The sequence below is a fragment of the Hypericibacter sp. genome (assembly GCF_050729195.1).
GTDB lineage: Bacteria > Pseudomonadota > Alphaproteobacteria > Dongiales > Dongiaceae > Hypericibacter.
This window is the reverse complement of sequence record NZ_JBOHKS010000165.1, coordinates 1-15,100: the sequence shown is the minus strand read 5'-3', so window position 1 is coordinate 15,100 and position 15,100 is coordinate 1. Positions and strand designations below refer to the sequence as shown.

Here is a 15,100-nt window from a genome sequence, read left to right as displayed (position 1 = left end):
TCTGAAGGGTTCACTATGTTCGGTGGCATCCATCTTGTCCGGCACGATACGCGCATCGACTTCATGCGCATCCACAAGCCGTTGATGATCCTGTCGATCCTGCTGGTGCTCGGCTCGATCCTGCTGGTCGCGACCAAGGGCCTCAATTACGGCATCGATTTCCGTGGCGGTATCCTGATGGAGGTTCGCACCACGGACGGCCCCGCCGATCTGGCGGGCATGCGCGAGAAGCTCACGGAGCTCGGTCTGGGCGAGGTCTATCTGCAGCAGTTCGGCTCGCCGCAGGATGTCCTGATCCGGTTGCGTCAGCAGGAAGGCGGCGATGCGGCGCAGGGTGCCGCGGTCCAGAAGGTCAAGGACACGCTCGGGACCACCGTCGAATATCGACGCACCGAAACCGTTGGCCCCAAGGTGGGCAGCGAGCTGATCACGACCGCCATCTATGCCACCTTGCTGGCTCTGGTCGGTATCGCGGCTTATATCTGGTTCCGCTATGAGTGGCAGTTCGGATTGAACGCCATCCTGGCGACCTTCCACGACGTGATCACGACCGTCGGCATGTTCTCGCTGCTGGGGCTTCAGTTCGACCTCGTCAGCGTGGCGGCGGTGCTGACGATCGCCGGCTATTCGGTGAACGACACGGTCGTGATCTATGACCGTATCCGCGACGAGCTGCGGCGCTATAAGAAGCTGCCCATCAGCGACATCATCAACCAGTCGATCAACAAGACGCTGGCCCGCACCACGGTCACCAGCGGCCTGACGCTGCTGTCCGTGCTCGCGATCGCGCTCTTCGGCGGCGAGGCGCTCCGGGGCTTCGCCATCGCGCTCATCTGGGGCATCCTGATCGGCACTTATTCGACGATCTTCGTCGCCTCGCCGATGCTGATTTACATGAACCTCCGCGGCATCCGCGCCAAGGCCGTCACCGCGCCGGCCGATCCGGCGGCGGCATCCGCCCCCGCCAAGCCGAAGTAATCTCGCGCCTCGGCGCGAGGGGAGAAGGCCGAGCTTGGACCTGACCCCGCTCATTCCCGCCGGCCGCCAGATCGTGGAGAGCTACGGCCACGCCCGGTTTCGCGTGTCCGGCACGCTCTATGAGGGCTCGGTGATCGTGTTTCCGGACCACACCGTCGCCTGGCCGGTGAGCGAGGCAGGCGCCGCCAACCCCGACAATCTTCAGGCCGTGTGCGAGGCGGGTCGTGCCGGGAAGATCGAACTGCTGCTGCTGGGCTGCGGCCCGAAGATGACGCTGGTGCCGTCGAGCCTGCGGGCGATGCTGCGCGAGGCGGGCGTGGTGATCGAGCCCATGGATACGGGTGCTGCCTGCCGCACCTACAATGTGCTGATGGCCGAGGGAAGGCGCGTCGCCGCGGCCTTGATCGCGGTCGAATAGCGCAAAAAAAGCGGGGCCCCGGAGGGCCCCGCCATCTTGTCGTTCGTTATGTCGGCCTGGTCGGTTTAGAGGAAGCCGCCATGGCTCTGCGCGATCATGCAATAGAGCATCGGGATCGACAGCAGCGTGTTGGTGCGCGAGAACAGCATCGCGGTGCGGGCGGCCTTCTTCTTCGTATCCGCGTCGGCCTCGACCAAGCCCAGCGCCTTCTTCTGCATCGGCCAGATGATGAACCAGACGTTGAACCACATGATGATGCCCAGCCACATGCCGATGCCGATGGGCGTGCTGATGCCGCCGTCGGTGATGCCCAGCGCCAGGGCGTCGCCGATATAGCGGTTCATCCCGGCGAGGATCAGGCCGGTGACGATCGTCGCCATGGCGCCCCAGCGGAACCAGAACAGGGCGGCCGGCGCGATGAACTTGCCGACGGCCGGTTTCAGCTCGTCCGGGATCTTGGGCATGGTGGGGATCTGGGTGAAGTTGAAGTACCAGAGATGGCCGATCCACATGATGCCGCTGATCACATGGAGCCAGCGGAAGAGAAACGCCCACCAGCTCTCATTGAAAGATGGCCAACTGACGAAGATGCCGACGACGACGATGACCACAACCGCCGCGACAAACCCGGCGATTACGGTATTCCTGAGTGACGATAAGACGCTCTGCATGGCTCCCCCTTGAGACTCAAGTTTCAGTTGCCGGTAGGCTAGCGCAAAATCCAATGACTTCAACGGCTTTGTTGAATAATTCTCACAACCGGAGTCGGGGCTTTCATGTCCTCTGACAATCCGGGACTGAGCTATTGCGGCGTGCTGCTGCGCCGGCACGATCCGGATCGCTACCTGACCGCGCTGTTTGCGCCATCGGCGCGGCGCGAGTCGTTGTTCGCACTTTACGCCTTCAATCTCGAGATCGCGCGGACTCGCGAAGCGATCCGCGAGCCCATGATGGGCCGGATCCGGCTGCAATGGTGGCGCGATGCGATCGCGGCGGCGGCGGCAGGGCAGCCCTATCGCCACGAGATCCTGGAACCGTTGGCGGTTGCCATGAAGGAACGGTCGCTGACCCTGGCCTGGTTCGAGCGGTTGATCGAGGCGCGCGAACAGGACATCGACGGCGCGCCGCCGACCGACATGGCGTCATTGATAACCTACGCCGAGGGGAGTTCGTCGGCACTCATCTGGCTCGCGTTCGAAATATTGGGGAGTGCTGCCAGTCGCGAATCATTCGCAATCGAGGCGGGCCGCGAGCTGGGCGTTGCCTGGGCGCTGACGGGGTTGCTCCGTGCCGTGCCCCATCATGCGCGCCAACGTCTGCTCCATCTGCCGGCCGACCTGCTCGCGCGTCATGATGTGCGCGCCGAAGACCTCTTGGAGCTGCGCAAGCCGGCGGGGTTGCAAGCGGTGGTGCGAGAGATCGCCGGCGAGGCGCGGTGCCAGCTGGATGGGGCGAGGAAAGCGGCGAGGGAACTGCCGCGCGCACTGCTGCCCGCGTTGCTGCCGGGCACGCTCGCTGGGCTCTATCTCGAACGGCTCACGCGTGCGGGCTTCGACCCCTATGCGCAAGCCGTACAGGATACGCCGCCGGGGCGGGTATGGCGGCTCACCTGGCGCTATCTGCTGGGGCGTTTCTAGTTGTCCGTCAATGCGGATGACGACAGCAGAGTTAAGGTAGCGGTGTGATGACAGGACGGTCGTTCCTTGCCTGTCTGCTGGTCGCTCTGATGACAGGCCTTCTGCTTTTCGGTTTCTCGGTCTCGTCCCCGCGCGCCGAGGGGCTGGTCCCCGATCGGCCGCAATGCGGAGGTGATGCCGGGGATCAAATCTACATCGCGATTGCTCATGACGTGTTTCGACTGCCCTACGCGACCGTCGAGCAAGTCAGGGCTCTTCCATCCAGCGACGACGAAAATCCGATTCCCGCTCCACCCGACCCGTTGGTGCCGAAGGGATGCTATGCCAACCCCGTCCGAGCAAAATCGCTGCGCCTGAACATCGACATACTGTCGGTTCTTCCGAATGCCGGGCTGCCAAACGCCACCATTCCCTATGTCGGCTTGGCTGTCATGCCGTCTACCGTCTCCTGGCAGGAAGCGCATGAGGACTGGTTCGGAATGGTCTGCAGGCTGAATGATCAGCCCGCCATCGCTAACATGATCCCAGAAGGATTCGTGCGCTGCACCATTCGAACAGGGCAGATGCCACCGAATGACAGGAAGACGGTCTACATGGTCTCGCCTGATCTTTATGCGACGCCCCTGGGAGAGCCGCTCCTCATTCGCACCGGTTTGGGAGACCTTCTCTATGGCGGCGATTCTATCGTCGATTACAAGCTCGAACCCGATGTCGTGATTTACTACCAGTTTTGGATCAAGGATCTCCCGATCCAGCATGTCCTGGATTTCGATCGCGCTCTGAGAGCGAAGATCGAAGCCGCGCGGGTGAAGGACTATGTCTGGCCGCCGGACTAGAGCGCTCAGGCACTCGCCGGCAGTTTGTTCAGCTCATCGCGCGCCAGCCAGGCGGTGAGGTCGGCGCGTGCCCGTGCGACCATCGCGGGCTTGCGTTCCGCTTTCGCGCGTTTCCCCACCGAGGTGATGGGGGCGGGCGGGAACAGGCCGAAATTCACATTCATCGGCTGGAAGCTGCTGGCGTCCGCACCGCCGGTGATGTGGCTGAGGAGCGCGCCCAGGGCCGTCGTGGGCGGCGGCGCTTCGGCGGTAAGCCCCAGCGCCTGTGCCGCGGCGAAGCGACCGGCCACGAGGCCGATGGCGGCGCTCTCGACATAACCCTCGACGCCGGTCACCTGGCCCGCGAAGCGCAGGCGCGCCATCGCCTTCAACCGCAGCTCGGCATCGAGCAGCTTGGGGCTGTTGATGAAGGTGTTGCGGTGGAGACCGCCGAGCCGCGCGAACTCGGCATTCTCGAGCCCGGGGATCATGCGGAAGATGCGGACCTGCTCGGCATATTTGAGCTTGGTCTGGAAGCCCACGATGTTGAAGAGCGTGCCAAGCGCATTGTCCTGGCGCAGCTGCACCACGGCATAGGGCGGCCGGTCCCGGCGCGGATTGGTCAGGCCCACCGGCTTCATCGGTCCGAAGCGCAGCGTGTTGGGCCCACGCTCCGCCATGACCTCGATCGGGAGGCAGCCCTCGAAATAGGGCGTGTTCTTCTCCCATTCCTTGAAGTCGCCCTTCTCGCCGGCGAGCAGCGCCGCGACGAAGGCCAGATATTCCGGTTTCTCCAAAGCGCAATTGATGTAGTCGGCCGTGCCGCCGCCCGGGCCCACCTTGTCGTAGCGCGACTGAAACCAGGCCTGCTCCATGTCGATGCTGTCGCGATGGACGATCGGCGCGATGGCGTCGAAGAAGGCGAGGGCGTCCTCGCCGCTCAGCTTGCGGATCGCTTCGGCCAGGGCAGGCGAGGTGAGGGGCCCGGTCGCGACGATCACGTTCTGCCAGTCGTCGGGCGGCAGGCCCGCGACCTCGCCACGGTCGACCGTCACCAGCGGCTCGGCCTCGAGCCGCTCGGTCACGCGCGCGGCGAAGAGATCGCGATCGACCGCGAGCGCGCCGCCGGCCGGAAGCTTGTGGGCGTCGGCCGCGGCCAGGATCAGGGACCCGGCGCGGCGCATCTCCTCATGGAGGAGCCCCACCGCATTGGCCTCGGCATCGTCCGAGCGCAGCGAGTTGGAGCAGACCAGCTCGGCGAACTGGTCGGTCTTATGGGCATCGGTCGCCCGCACCGGGCGCATCTCATGCAGCACCACCGGCACGCCGGCGCGCGCCAACTGCCAGGCGGCCTCGCTGCCGGCGAGCCCGGCGCCGATCACATGGACTGGATTGTCTCTCATGAGGCGAACAGATAGCGTCTGGGAAGGAATTGGGCAACCGGCGTGGATGTCGCTGGAGCCCGCCCAGAGGAGGGGCAAGGATGATCAAATTTCTCAATCCGAGCGGCGTGGTGAAGCCGTTCAGCAAATACAGCCAGGTGGCGGACGTCGCCGGCAATCACCGTTGGGTGCATATCTCGGGGCAGGTGGGCGCCACGCCCGAGGGCAAGCTGCTCGAAGGCTTCGAGGAGCAGGCCCGCCAGACCTGGCACAACATCATCGGCTGTCTGGATGCCGCCGACATGGATGTGGGCGACATCGTCAAGGTGAACCAGTTCCTGACGCGAACCGCCGACATCCCGGCCTCGCGCGAGATCCGAGATGAGATGATGGACGGCCATGCGCCGGCCTCGACCTTGCTGATCGTGGCGGGGCTCGCGCATCCCGCTCTCCTGGTCGAGATCGAAGTCATTGCGGCCAAGGCCGAGGGCGGCAAGGCGGCGAAGGCAGCATCGGCCGAAAAGGCGCCTGCGACGGCGGCGCCGAAAGCCGATCCAAAAGGGAAGGCGAAACGCTGAGCGCTGCCCCGCGCTATTGCGTGATGCTTTCCTGCTCCAGCATGCGGGCATAGGCGGGACGGGCCTTCACCGTCTCGATCAACCGTCCCAGCGCCGAAAAGCGGTTCGCGGGCTTGGCACAGTTGCGCGACCAGCGCGCCAGCATGGTGAGATAGATGTCGGCCGCGCTGAAGCGGGCACCCAGCAGGAAGGGCCCTTGCGCGGCGAGATGGCCGTCGATGAAACGCCACATCTGATCGAGATTGCGCTCGGCGGTCTCGACCAGCGGTTTGTGGCAATGCTCGTCGGGGCCGACATAAGCCTCGGCATGCCACCAATGGCTGAGCTCTTCCTGCAGCGTGTTGGTGAGATAGGTCATCCATTGCAGAAACAGCGGGCGCTGCCAGGTGCCCGGCGCCGGCGCCAGTTCGGCACCCGGATGACGCTCGCAGAGATACTGGACGATCGCCGCGGACTCATACATCGCCATCTCGCCCTCAACCAAGGTGGGCACGCGCGCATGGGGATTGAGCTTCAGATATTCCGGCGTGCGGGTGTCGCCCTTCTTGGGATCGAGCAGCTGCAGCTCATGCGCCAAGCCCAGCTCCAGCAGGACCGCATGGGGCGCCATGGCGGCCGATCCCGGGCTCCAATAAAGTTTGTACAAAGGCTCGCTCCTTGAATGCTGCATTGCCAAACGGCAATGACGGTGTCGCAAGGGGCCGCAGAATGCCGCTCCGCCGCGAGCCGGTCGAGCCTCAAAAGCGGGGCGCGCCGAGCCGGGCGATAGGAGGCAGGGCGTAGCATCGGGCCGGTCTTTGCGGTAACTTTTCTCCGGTCTCGCGCACGGATCGGGGTGGAGAGAGGAACCGCCGATGCCAGTCACGCATGAGCCGTGGTTGGTGGCGCTGTCGCTCGCTGTCGCCATCCAGGGCAGCTATGTCGGCTTGAGGCTGGCCGTGAGGCTGGGCGAGACCGACGGTTGGCGCCGTCGCCTGCGGCTCGCGGGCGCGGCCCTCTCGCTCGGGGTCGGCATCTGGTCGATGCATTTCGTCGCCATGCTCGCGGCGCATCTGCCGGGCACGGTCGATTTCCTCGTCTTCCCGACGCTGCTCTCCTTCCTGGTCTGCGTGATCGTCGTCGGCTTGGCGCTGGTGGCGGCGAGCTTCGGGCCGCCGACGCCGCTGCGCATCGCGGCGGCCGCTCTCTTCATGGGCGTCGGGATCGCGTCGATGCATTACATCGGCATGACGGCGCTCCATCGCAGCCTGCATCTCGACCATGATTGGCACCTCGTTGTCGCCAGCGTGCTGATCGCGATCGCGGCCTCGTCGCTGGCCATCTGGCTGGGCTTCGGCGCCCGTCGCCATCCGCCGCTGATCGTCTCGGCGACGGCGTTGGGCCTGGCCATCGCCGGCATGCATTACACCGCCATGGCCGGGCTCGAGGTCGAGCCCATGGCGATGGGGACCGCCTCGCTGCCGCCGGCCCTTTCGGTCGATCTGCTGGCGATCGTGGTGGCGGTCGTCGCCTTCCTGGTCTCCGGCATCTTCCTCTTGACCCTGATACCGGATCGGATCGCCGCCAATGCTGTCCCGGCGGCGGCCGACAATGCGGTTTTCCAGCCGCCGTCCGTGGCTCCGGTCGAAATCCCGCATTCCGCCTCCCCAAGCGGTCCGGCCCCCTTGGGTGGCCTCGGCCGGCCACCCCGGCGGCCCGGCAACCGGATCCCGGTCGAGCGGGCCGGCGCCACCCAGCTGATTCCGCCGGAGGAGGTGTTCGCGGTCCATGCGAACGCTCACTACACCTACGTCTTCAACGGGACCGACGACCTCTTCTGCAGCCTCTCGATCAGCGAGCTGGAGGGCCGGCTGGATCCGGCCCGGTTCATCCGGGTCCATCGCAGCCATATCGTGAATCTGGACCGCGTCGTCGCGATCCGGCGGACGGGCGACACCGGGCAGGTGGAGCTGGCGGGTGGGGCCCGCCGGACTGTGCCGGTCAGCCGCGCCAAGCTCTCGGGCCTCAAGGCCCAGGTCGAGGGCAAGATGCCCGAGGTCCTGAACCAGGGCGTCGCCGAGTAAGTCAATAAATATGACGCAATTCGTGCAGGGCGACCGCCATTCGTGCGGTTTCCGGCGCTTTGGTGCAGCCCTATTTGGCACCGGTCCCGGTCCGTCCGACCTTGTCGCTCGAGGGCTCGCAGCGACTCCCGGCTTCCGGGGCGGTGCCGGTCCTCCAAGAAAATCCGCGCGGTTGCACCTGTCACCCGTCCGAAGACGCGCCGGCAATCCGGGTCCTGAAAGGCCAGGCGGCGGAACCCAGGGAGGACGCTCATGATTCCAGGCAGCTTTGCCTACCACCGGCCGAAATCCGCCCAAGAGGCGGTCACCCTACTGTCCCAGCTTGGCGACGAGGCCCGGCCGCTCGCCGGTGGCCACAGCCTGATCCCGATGATGAAGCTGCGGCTGGCCAAGCCAACCCATCTCGTGGATCTGGGCCGGATCGGCGATCTCAAATTCATCAAGGACGAGGGCGGGGTCATCGCCATCGGCGCCATGACCACCCAGCATGAGCTGATCGCCTCCGATAGGGTGAGCAAGGCGATCCCGATCCTGCGGGAGGCGGCGCTGATGATCGCCGATCCGCAGGTGCGCTATCAGGGGACGCTCGGCGGCAATGTCGCCAACGGCGATCCCGGCAACGACATGCCGGCGCTGATGCAATGCCTCGACGCCACCTATCACCTTCTCGGCAAGGGCGGCGAACGCAAGGTCAAGGCGCGCGATTTCTATCAGGGCGCTTATTTCACCTCGCTCGAACCCGGTGAAATCCTGACGGCCGTTCGCATCCCGGTCCCGGCCGCCGGTCATGGCTATGCCTATGAGAAGCTGAAGCGGAAGGTGGGCGACTACGCGACCGCCGCCGCGGCCGTGCTGATCACGATGCAGGGCGGGACCTGCAAGTCCGCATCGATCGGTCTCACCAATCTTTCCGAGACGCCGCTCTATGCGGCCGATGCGGCCGCGGCACTGGTCGGCAGCGATCTCGGCACGGCCGCGCTCGACAAGGCGGTTACCTCCGCCGAGGCCCAGGTGGCGCCGGCGTCGGACGGCCGGGGCCCCGCCGAATACCGGCGCAAGATGGCGGGCGTCATGCTGCGCCGGGCCGTGCTGCGCGCCCTGTCGCGCGCGTCCTGATCGGGGAGGGAGAAAAATCATGGCGAAAAGCCAAGTGACGATGACGATCAATGGCCGCAGCATCGATGCGCTGGTCGAGCCGCGTATGCTGCTGGTGCACTTCCTGCGCGAGCAGCAGAACCTGACCGGGACCCATATCGGCTGCGAGACCACGCATTGCGGGGCCTGCACGGTCGATCTCGATGGGCGCTCGGTCAAATCCTGTACGGTCTTCGCGGTCCAGGCCGACGGCGCCTCGGTCACGACGATCGAGGGCATGGCCAAGCCCGACGGCACGCTTCATGCGCTGCAGGAGTCCTTCCGCGAGAAGCACGGGCTGCAATGCGGCTTCTGCACGCCGGGCATGATCATGCGCGCGCATCGGCTGCTGCAGGAAAACCCAAACCCGACCGATGAAGAGATCCGCTGGGGCATCTCCGGCAATATCTGCCGCTGCACCGGCTACCAGAACATCGTGAAGGCGATCCGCCATGCTGCCGACACGCTCGGTGGCCGGGTCACGAAGGAGGCTGCGGAATGAACGACACATCCCCCACGCGCGCGGAGCGCGAAGCCCGGCTGGAAGGCATGGGTTGCTCGCGCCGGCGCACCGAAGATGCCCGCTTCATCCAGGGCAAGGGCAACTATGTCGACGACCTCAAGCTGCCGAACATGCTGTTCGGCGACTTCGTTCGCTCGCCCTACGCCCACGCCCGGATCAAGAAGATCGACGTCTCCAAGGCGGCGGCACTGCCGGGCGTGAAGGCGGTCCTGACCGCCAACGAGCTGAAGCCGGTCAAGCTCGACTGGATGCCGACGCTCGCGGGCGACGTCCAGGCCGTGCTGGCCGGCGACAAGGTGCTGTTCCAGAACCAGGAGGTCGCCTTCGTCATCGCCGAGGACCGCTATATCGCGGCCGACGCGGTCGAGCTGGTCGAGGTCGAGTATGAGGACCTTCCGGTCGTCATCGATCCCTTCAAGGCGATGGACGCGAACGCGCCGGTCCTGCGCGAGGACCTCAAGGGCAAGACCGAAGGCGCCCATGGCAAGCGCAAGCATTGGAACCATATCTTCAACTGGGAGATCGGCGACCAGGCCGCTGCCGACGCGGCGTTGAACTCGGCCGAGGTGAAGATCAAGGAGCTGATCTCCTATCAGCGCGTCCATCCAAGCCCGCTCGAGACCTGCGCCTGCGTGGCCTCGATGGACAAGGTCCGCGGCGAGCTTACGGTCTGGGGAACCTTTCAGGCGCCCCATGTGGTGCGCACCGTCGCGGCATTGCTGTCCGGCATCACCGAGCAGAAAATCCATGTGATCGCGCCCGATATCGGTGGCGGCTTTGGCAACAAGGTCGGCGTCTATCCGGGTTATGTCTGCTCGATCGTCGGCTCGATCGTGCTGGGCGTGCCGATCAAATGGGTCGAGGACCGGATCGAGAATCTGACGGCGACCGCCTTCGCCCGTGATTACCACATGACGACCGAGCTGGCGGCGACCAAGGATGGCCGCATCACCGGCCTCAAGGTCCATGTGCTGGCCGATCACGGCGCTTTCGATGCCTGCGCCGACCCCAGCAAATGGCCGGCGGGCTTCTTCAACATCGTCACCGGCTCCTATGACATCCCGGCGGCGCATGTGTCGGTCGACGGAGTCTATACCAACAAGGCGCCGGGCGGCGTCGCCTATCGCTGCTCCTTCCGCGTGACCGAGGCCGCCTATTGCATCGAGCGCGCCATCGACGTGCTGGCGAAGAAGCTGAAGATGGATCCGGCCGAGTTGCGGCTCAAGAACCTGATCCGCGCCGAGCAGTTCCCCTATAAATCGGCGCTGGGCTGGGAATATGATTCCGGCAACTACCATGTCGCCATGCGCAAGGTGATGGATGCGGTGGGCTATCCGAAGCTGCGCGAGGAGCAGCGCCAGAAGCGCGAGGCTTTCAAGCGCGGCGAGACCCGCGAGTTGATGGGCATCGGTGTGGCCTTCTTCACCGAGATCGTCGGCGCCGGTCCTACCAAGAACTGCGACATCCTGGGAATCGGCATGTTCGATTCCTGCGAGATCCGCGTGCATCCGACCGGGGCCGTGATCGCGCGGCTCGGCACCAAGAGCCAGGGGCAGGGCCACGAGACCACCTATGGCCAGATCATCGCCACCGAGCTCGGCATTCCGGCGGACAGCATCAATATCGAGGAAGGCAATACGGATACCGCGCCCTACGGCCTCGGCACGTACGGCTCGCGCTCGACGCCGGTCTCCGGTGCCGCCACCGCCGTGGCGGCGCGCAAGATCAAGGCCAAGGCCCAGAAGATCGCCGCTCATCTGCTCGAGGTCGCCGAGGGCGATCTCGAATGGGACATCGACGGGTTCCGGGTGAAGGGCCTGCCCGAACGGACCAAGAGCATGAAGGAGATCGCCTGGGCGGCTTACAACAATGTGCCGCCCGGCATGGAGCATGGGCTGGAGGCGGTGAATTACTACGACCCGCCCAACATGACCTTTCCCTTCGGCGCCTATATCTGCGTCTGCGATGTCGATGCCGATACCGGCTACACCAAGATCCGGCGCTTCTATGCGCTGGACGATTGCGGCACGCGCATCAATCCGATGATCATCGAGGGCCAGGTCCATGGCGGCCTGACCGAGGCCTTCGGCATCGCGATGGGCCAGGAGATCAACTATGACGAGACCGGCAATGTCGTGACCGGCACCTTCATGGACTACTTCCTGCCGACCGCGGTCGAGACGCCGGTCTGGGAGACCGATTTCACGGTGACGCCGTCGCCGCATCATCCGATCGGCGCCAAGGGCGTGGGCGAGAGCCCCAATGTCGGCGGCGTGCCGGCCTTCTCCAATGCCGTGAACGATGCCTTCGGTCATCTCGATATCGGCCACATCCAGATGCCGCATGACGGTTGGCGAACCTGGATGGCGGCGAAGCAGGCGGGGCTGCACAAGTGATGCGATCATCGGGCTCGTCTATTGCAAACGGCCCCACCGTTGGGCAAGCCCGATGACCGCTGACCGCTCCGGGATTGCGGAGCGGTTGGCCGGGGTCGGCTACATCGCCGACCCCGGCCTTGCCACCGCGCTCTGGCTGATGGAGCTGCTCAAGCGCCCCTTGTTGCTCGAGGGGGCCGCCGGCGTCGGCAAGACCGAGGTCGCCAAGGCGCTCTCCGCCTTGCATTCGGCGAAGCTGATCCGGCTGCAATGCTATGAAGGGCTGGACCAGAATGCGGCGCTCTATGAGTGGAACTATCAGCGCCAGCTCCTCGCCATCAAGACGCGTGAGAATGCCGGCGACGATCCGGACCGCGTCGAGGCCCATATCTTCTCCGAGCCCTATCTGCTGGAACGCCCGCTGCTGCAGGCGATCCGCCAGGATGACCCGCCGGTCCTGCTGATCGACGAGATCGACCGTGCCGACGAGGAGTTCGAGGCTTTCCTGCTCGAGCTCCTGGCCGACTTCCAGATCACGGTGCCGGAGCTGGGCACGATCCAGGCCAAGGCTATCCCACGGGTGGTCATCACCTCGAACGGCACCCGCGAGCTGTCGGACGCCTTGCGCCGCCGCTGCCTCTATCACTTCGTGGATTTCCCCGAGCCCGACCGTGAGGCGCGGATCCTGCTGGCGCGGATGCCCAACATCGATGCGGGCTTGGCGCTGCAGATTGCCCGCATGGTGGCCGCGATCCGCAAGGAAGATCTGCGCAAGATTCCCGGGGTCGCCGAATCCCTCGATTGGGCCGCGGCCCTGGCCGGCCTGGGGATCAAGGACCTGCATCAGGATCCCGAGGCCGTCCATGACACGCTGATCTGCCTGCTCAAGACCAACGAGGACCAGCGCCGCCTGACCCGCGAGGTCAGCGATCGGCTGCTGGGGCGTGTGGCCTGAGATGGAGACCGTGGCGATGACGCCCATCGGCACCTCGGCACGGGCGAGGCTGGCGGCCTTCGTGCGATCCTTGCGTGCCAACGGCTTTGCCACCGGGCTGGGCGAGACGCAGGATGCGCTCAAGATCATGACCTCGGAACTGGCCTTGCGGCCGGTCTATCTGCGCGAGGGCTTCAAGGCGCTCTTTTGCAGCCGGCAGCAGGACTGGCAGCGCTTCGACGAGATCTTCGACGCCTTCTGGCTGGGCCGTGGCATGAAGACGGCGGTCCGGGCCAGCGGTGCGAAGCCCGATGCGCGCAGCGAACAGCGTAGCGGCTTTTCGGGAGTGGGAGCACCGGCCGATTCAACAACAGCCATGGCCGATCGCAACGCACAGGACGATGCTGGAGATTTGCCAGGCGAGGGCCGATCGCGTGGCGCCAGCAGTACCGAGAACCTGAGCCAGACGGATCTGCGCCATATCGCCGAGCCCGAAGCCTTGGACGAGGCCTTGCAGCTCGCCGAACGGCTGGCGCGGGTGATGCGCGATCGACTGACCCGGCGCGACCGCCGGCATCGCCGCGGCCGGCGCATCGACATGCGGCGCACGATCCGGGCCAGCATCGGCCAGGGCGGCACCCCGGTCGATCTGGTGCGGCGCCGGCGCAAGGAAAAGCCGTTGCGCCTGGTCATGCTGCTCGATGTCTCGGGCTCGATGAGCCTCTATTCCACGGCCTTCGTGCGGTTCATGCGCGGGCTGGTGGACCGGGCGCATGAGGCCGAGGCCTATGTGTTCCATACCCGCCTGGTGCATATCTCCGAGGCCTTGCGCGAGAGCGATCCGGTGCGCGCGGTCGAGCGCCTCTCCCTGATGGCGCAAGGCTGGTCCGGCGGCACGCGCATCGGCGACAGCCTTGCGAGCTTCAACCGCTTCCACGCGGCGCGGGTGCTGAATTCGCGCAGCGTCGTCATCATCCTGTCGGACGGTTACGACACCGGCGAGCCGGGAGCGCTGGCGCAGGAGATGGCGGCCCTCCGGCGGCGCGCGCGGCGCATCGTCTGGCTCAACCCGATGATGGGCTGGAAGGATTACGCACCGGTCGCGGGCGGCATGCGGGCGGCGCTGCCCTATATCGACCTGTTCGCGCCGGCGCATAATCTGGCGTCGCTGGCGGCGCTCGAACCCTATCTGGCGAAGCTCTGAGCCATGAAGAAGGCCGACGACATCCTCGAGCTGGTGTCCGAGTTCAAGGCGCGGGGGACACCCTTTGCGCTCGCGACCGTGGTGCGCACGGTGTCGCTGACGGCGGCGAAGGCGGGTGCCAAGGCGATCATCACGCTGGACGGGCGCGTGGCGGGCGGTTGGATCGGCGGCGGCTGCGCCCGGGCGGCGGTGCTGGCGGCCGCGCGCGAGGCACTGGCGGACGGCAAGCCGCGGCTCGTCAGCATCCAGCCCAAGGACCTGCTGGACGAGCAGGGGCTTCGCCCGGGTGAAGTGCGCGAAGGCATCGCCTTCGCCAAGAACATGTGCCCCAGCCGCGGCACCATGGACGTCTTCGTCGAGCCCTTGCTGCCACGCGCGAGCGTGGTGGTGCTGGGCGCCTCGCCGGTGGCGGTGGCGATCGCCGATCTGGCGCGACGCATCGGTTTCGCCGTGACCGCCGCGGCGCCGCAGGCGGATCTCGAGGCGTTCGGCGATCTCGATGGCCGCATCGACGGCTATGACGTGCCGGCGAAAGGCGAGGGGCCGCGCTATCTGGTGGTGGCGACGCAAGGGCGCGGCGACCTCGCTGCCCTCAAGGCCGCGCTCTCGACCGACGGCGATTATGTCGCCTTCGTCGGCAGCCGCGCCAAGGCCGCTTCGCTGCGCGAGCAGCTTCAGGAAGACGGCATGGAGATCACGCGATTGGATCGCCTGCGGGCGCCGGCGGGTCTCGATCTCGGCGCCATCGGGCCGGAGGAAATCGCGCTCTCGGTCGTGGCTGAGATCGTCGAGGTGCGCCGGCGGGGGCAGCATGCGGCCGCGCCGGCGGTCAGGGTCGCCGGCCGCTCGTGATCAGGTGGGTGGAGGAGAGGAAGTAACGGTCGTCGTCGATCCGCCGCCGCTGGTCTTGCATCCAGGCTTCGACGATGGCGGGGTCCAGATTGGAGGCCATGGCGGCTTTTCCCACCGTGTCGGCCACCCAGCCATAGGCCCGGCCGTCCGATGTCGTCACCGTCTCCGCAACGACGGCGACGTCCTTGAAGCCGGCCTCGAGCAGGA

General features: G+C 65.9%; 16 protein-coding genes. 12 read left to right on the top strand and 4 right to left on the bottom strand.

Features of this window, described 5'->3' with window-relative positions:
* Positions 1–15 precede the first annotated feature (15 nt).
* Together secF and ACREE8_RS12780 are read left to right on the top strand one after the other, a co-directional pair.
* Positions 16–978, top strand: a complete 963-nt coding sequence (secF, locus tag ACREE8_RS12785; RefSeq protein ID WP_431573390.1) for a protein translocase subunit SecF — start codon at positions 16–18, stop codon at positions 976–978.
* Positions 979–1,012: 34 nt separating this feature from the next.
* Positions 1,013–1,396 carry an Mth938-like domain-containing protein gene (locus ACREE8_RS12780; RefSeq protein ID WP_431573389.1) on the top strand — a complete coding sequence of 128 codons (384 nt, stop codon included), beginning with the start codon at positions 1,013–1,015 and terminating at the stop codon, positions 1,394–1,396.
* 65 nt (positions 1,397–1,461) lie between these two features.
* Here the strand turns inward: ACREE8_RS12780 and ACREE8_RS12775 are convergent, their stop codons facing one another.
* Positions 1,462–2,067 (bottom strand): urate hydroxylase PuuD, encoded by a 606-nt coding sequence (locus ACREE8_RS12775; RefSeq protein WP_431573388.1) that lies wholly within the window; start codon positions 2,065–2,067, stop codon positions 1,462–1,464.
* A gap of 141 nt (positions 2,068–2,208) precedes the next feature.
* On the opposite strand from ACREE8_RS12775, the gene ACREE8_RS12770 reads away from it, so the two are divergent.
* Both ACREE8_RS12770 and ACREE8_RS12765 read left to right on the top strand, forming a co-directional pair.
* Complete coding sequence (locus ACREE8_RS12770; protein WP_431573387.1) at positions 2,209–3,033, top strand: phytoene/squalene synthase family protein; 825 nt, start codon at positions 2,209–2,211, stop codon at positions 3,031–3,033.
* Between the two features lie 47 nt (positions 3,034–3,080).
* Positions 3,081–3,869, top strand: coding sequence for a hypothetical protein (locus tag ACREE8_RS12765; protein ID WP_431573386.1), 789 nt, complete (start codon positions 3,081–3,083; stop codon positions 3,867–3,869).
* A 5-nt stretch (positions 3,870–3,874) separates the two neighbouring features.
* On the opposite strand, the gene trmFO is transcribed toward ACREE8_RS12765, so the two are convergent.
* Positions 3,875–5,251 carry a methylenetetrahydrofolate--tRNA-(uracil(54)-C(5))-methyltransferase (FADH(2)-oxidizing) TrmFO gene (gene trmFO, locus ACREE8_RS12760; protein ID WP_431573385.1) on the bottom strand — a complete coding sequence of 459 codons (1,377 nt, stop codon included), beginning with the start codon at positions 5,249–5,251 and terminating at the stop codon, positions 3,875–3,877.
* 80 nt (positions 5,252–5,331) lie between these two features.
* Here trmFO and ACREE8_RS12755 point away from each other — a divergent pair, with 80 nt between their 5' ends.
* Positions 5,332–5,808 carry a RidA family protein gene (locus ACREE8_RS12755; protein WP_431573384.1) on the top strand — a complete coding sequence of 159 codons (477 nt, stop codon included), beginning with the start codon at positions 5,332–5,334 and terminating at the stop codon, positions 5,806–5,808.
* Positions 5,809–5,821: 13 nt separating this feature from the next.
* Here the strand turns inward: ACREE8_RS12755 and ACREE8_RS12750 are convergent, their stop codons facing one another.
* A complete protein-coding gene (locus ACREE8_RS12750) occupies positions 5,822–6,454 on the bottom strand; it encodes a glutathione S-transferase family protein (RefSeq protein ID WP_431573383.1) in 633 nt (210 codons plus the stop codon).
* A 208-nt stretch (positions 6,455–6,662) separates the two neighbouring features.
* Between ACREE8_RS12750 and ACREE8_RS12745 the strand changes: the two genes are divergently transcribed.
* From ACREE8_RS12745 to ACREE8_RS12715, 7 genes are all read left to right on the top strand, one after another.
* Positions 6,663–7,871: an MHYT domain-containing protein gene (locus ACREE8_RS12745; RefSeq protein ID WP_431573382.1), complete on the top strand. Its 1,209-nt coding sequence runs from the start codon at positions 6,663–6,665 to the stop codon at positions 7,869–7,871.
* A 252-nt stretch (positions 7,872–8,123) separates the two neighbouring features.
* Positions 8,124–8,987 carry an FAD binding domain-containing protein gene (locus ACREE8_RS12740; RefSeq protein WP_431573381.1) on the top strand — a complete coding sequence of 288 codons (864 nt, stop codon included), beginning with the start codon at positions 8,124–8,126 and terminating at the stop codon, positions 8,985–8,987.
* 19 nt (positions 8,988–9,006) lie between these two features.
* Positions 9,007–9,507 carry a (2Fe-2S)-binding protein gene (locus ACREE8_RS12735; protein ID WP_431573380.1) on the top strand — a complete coding sequence of 167 codons (501 nt, stop codon included), beginning with the start codon at positions 9,007–9,009 and terminating at the stop codon, positions 9,505–9,507.
* Positions 9,504–11,924, top strand: a complete 2,421-nt coding sequence (locus ACREE8_RS12730; protein WP_431573379.1) for an aerobic carbon-monoxide dehydrogenase large subunit — start codon at positions 9,504–9,506, stop codon at positions 11,922–11,924. Before ACREE8_RS12735 ends, ACREE8_RS12730 begins: the two co-directional genes overlap by 4 nt.
* A gap of 52 nt (positions 11,925–11,976) precedes the next feature.
* Entirely contained in the window at positions 11,977–12,858 is an 882-nt protein-coding gene (locus ACREE8_RS12725) for an AAA family ATPase (RefSeq protein ID WP_431573378.1), read from the top strand.
* 16 nt (positions 12,859–12,874) lie between these two features.
* Positions 12,875–14,041, top strand: a complete 1,167-nt coding sequence (locus ACREE8_RS12720) for a vWA domain-containing protein (RefSeq protein ID WP_431573377.1) — start codon at positions 12,875–12,877, stop codon at positions 14,039–14,041.
* 3 nt (positions 14,042–14,044) lie between these two features.
* Positions 14,045–14,893, top strand: coding sequence for an XdhC family protein (locus tag ACREE8_RS12715; protein WP_431573376.1), 849 nt, complete (start codon positions 14,045–14,047; stop codon positions 14,891–14,893).
* On the opposite strand, the gene ACREE8_RS12710 is transcribed toward ACREE8_RS12715, so the two are convergent.
* Positions 14,871–15,100, bottom strand: a 230-nt coding sequence (locus tag ACREE8_RS12710; protein ID WP_431573375.1) for a hypothetical protein, incomplete at its 5' end; no start/stop codon positions are given. The two genes, ACREE8_RS12715 and ACREE8_RS12710, sit on opposite strands and share 23 nt — an antisense overlap.

Excerpts from the sequence above, each read along its gene's own strand:
- ACREE8_RS12765 (WP_431573386.1), top strand. The coding sequence starts at position 3,081 with ATGACAGGACGGTCGTTCCTTGCCTGTCTGCTGGTCGCTCTGATGACA.
- ACREE8_RS12735 (WP_431573380.1), top strand. The coding sequence starts at position 9,007 with ATGGCGAAAAGCCAAGTGACGATGACGATCAATGGCCGCAGCATCGAT.
- ACREE8_RS12740 (WP_431573381.1), top strand. The coding sequence starts at position 8,124 with ATGATTCCAGGCAGCTTTGCCTACCACCGGCCGAAATCCGCCCAAGAG.
- trmFO (WP_431573385.1), bottom strand. The coding sequence starts at position 5,251 with ATGAGAGACAATCCAGTCCATGTGATCGGCGCCGGGCTCGCCGGCAGC.
- ACREE8_RS12745 (WP_431573382.1), top strand. The coding sequence starts at position 6,663 with ATGCCAGTCACGCATGAGCCGTGGTTGGTGGCGCTGTCGCTCGCTGTC.
- secF (WP_431573390.1), top strand. The coding sequence starts at position 16 with ATGTTCGGTGGCATCCATCTTGTCCGGCACGATACGCGCATCGACTTC.
- ACREE8_RS12720 (WP_431573377.1), top strand. The coding sequence starts at position 12,875 with ATGACGCCCATCGGCACCTCGGCACGGGCGAGGCTGGCGGCCTTCGTG.
- ACREE8_RS12715 (WP_431573376.1), top strand. The coding sequence starts at position 14,045 with ATGAAGAAGGCCGACGACATCCTCGAGCTGGTGTCCGAGTTCAAGGCG.
- ACREE8_RS12775 (WP_431573388.1), bottom strand. The coding sequence starts at position 2,067 with ATGCAGAGCGTCTTATCGTCACTCAGGAATACCGTAATCGCCGGGTTT.
- ACREE8_RS12730 (WP_431573379.1), top strand. The coding sequence starts at position 9,504 with ATGAACGACACATCCCCCACGCGCGCGGAGCGCGAAGCCCGGCTGGAA.
- ACREE8_RS12755 (WP_431573384.1), top strand. The coding sequence starts at position 5,332 with ATGATCAAATTTCTCAATCCGAGCGGCGTGGTGAAGCCGTTCAGCAAA.
- ACREE8_RS12725 (WP_431573378.1), top strand. The coding sequence starts at position 11,977 with ATGACCGCTGACCGCTCCGGGATTGCGGAGCGGTTGGCCGGGGTCGGC.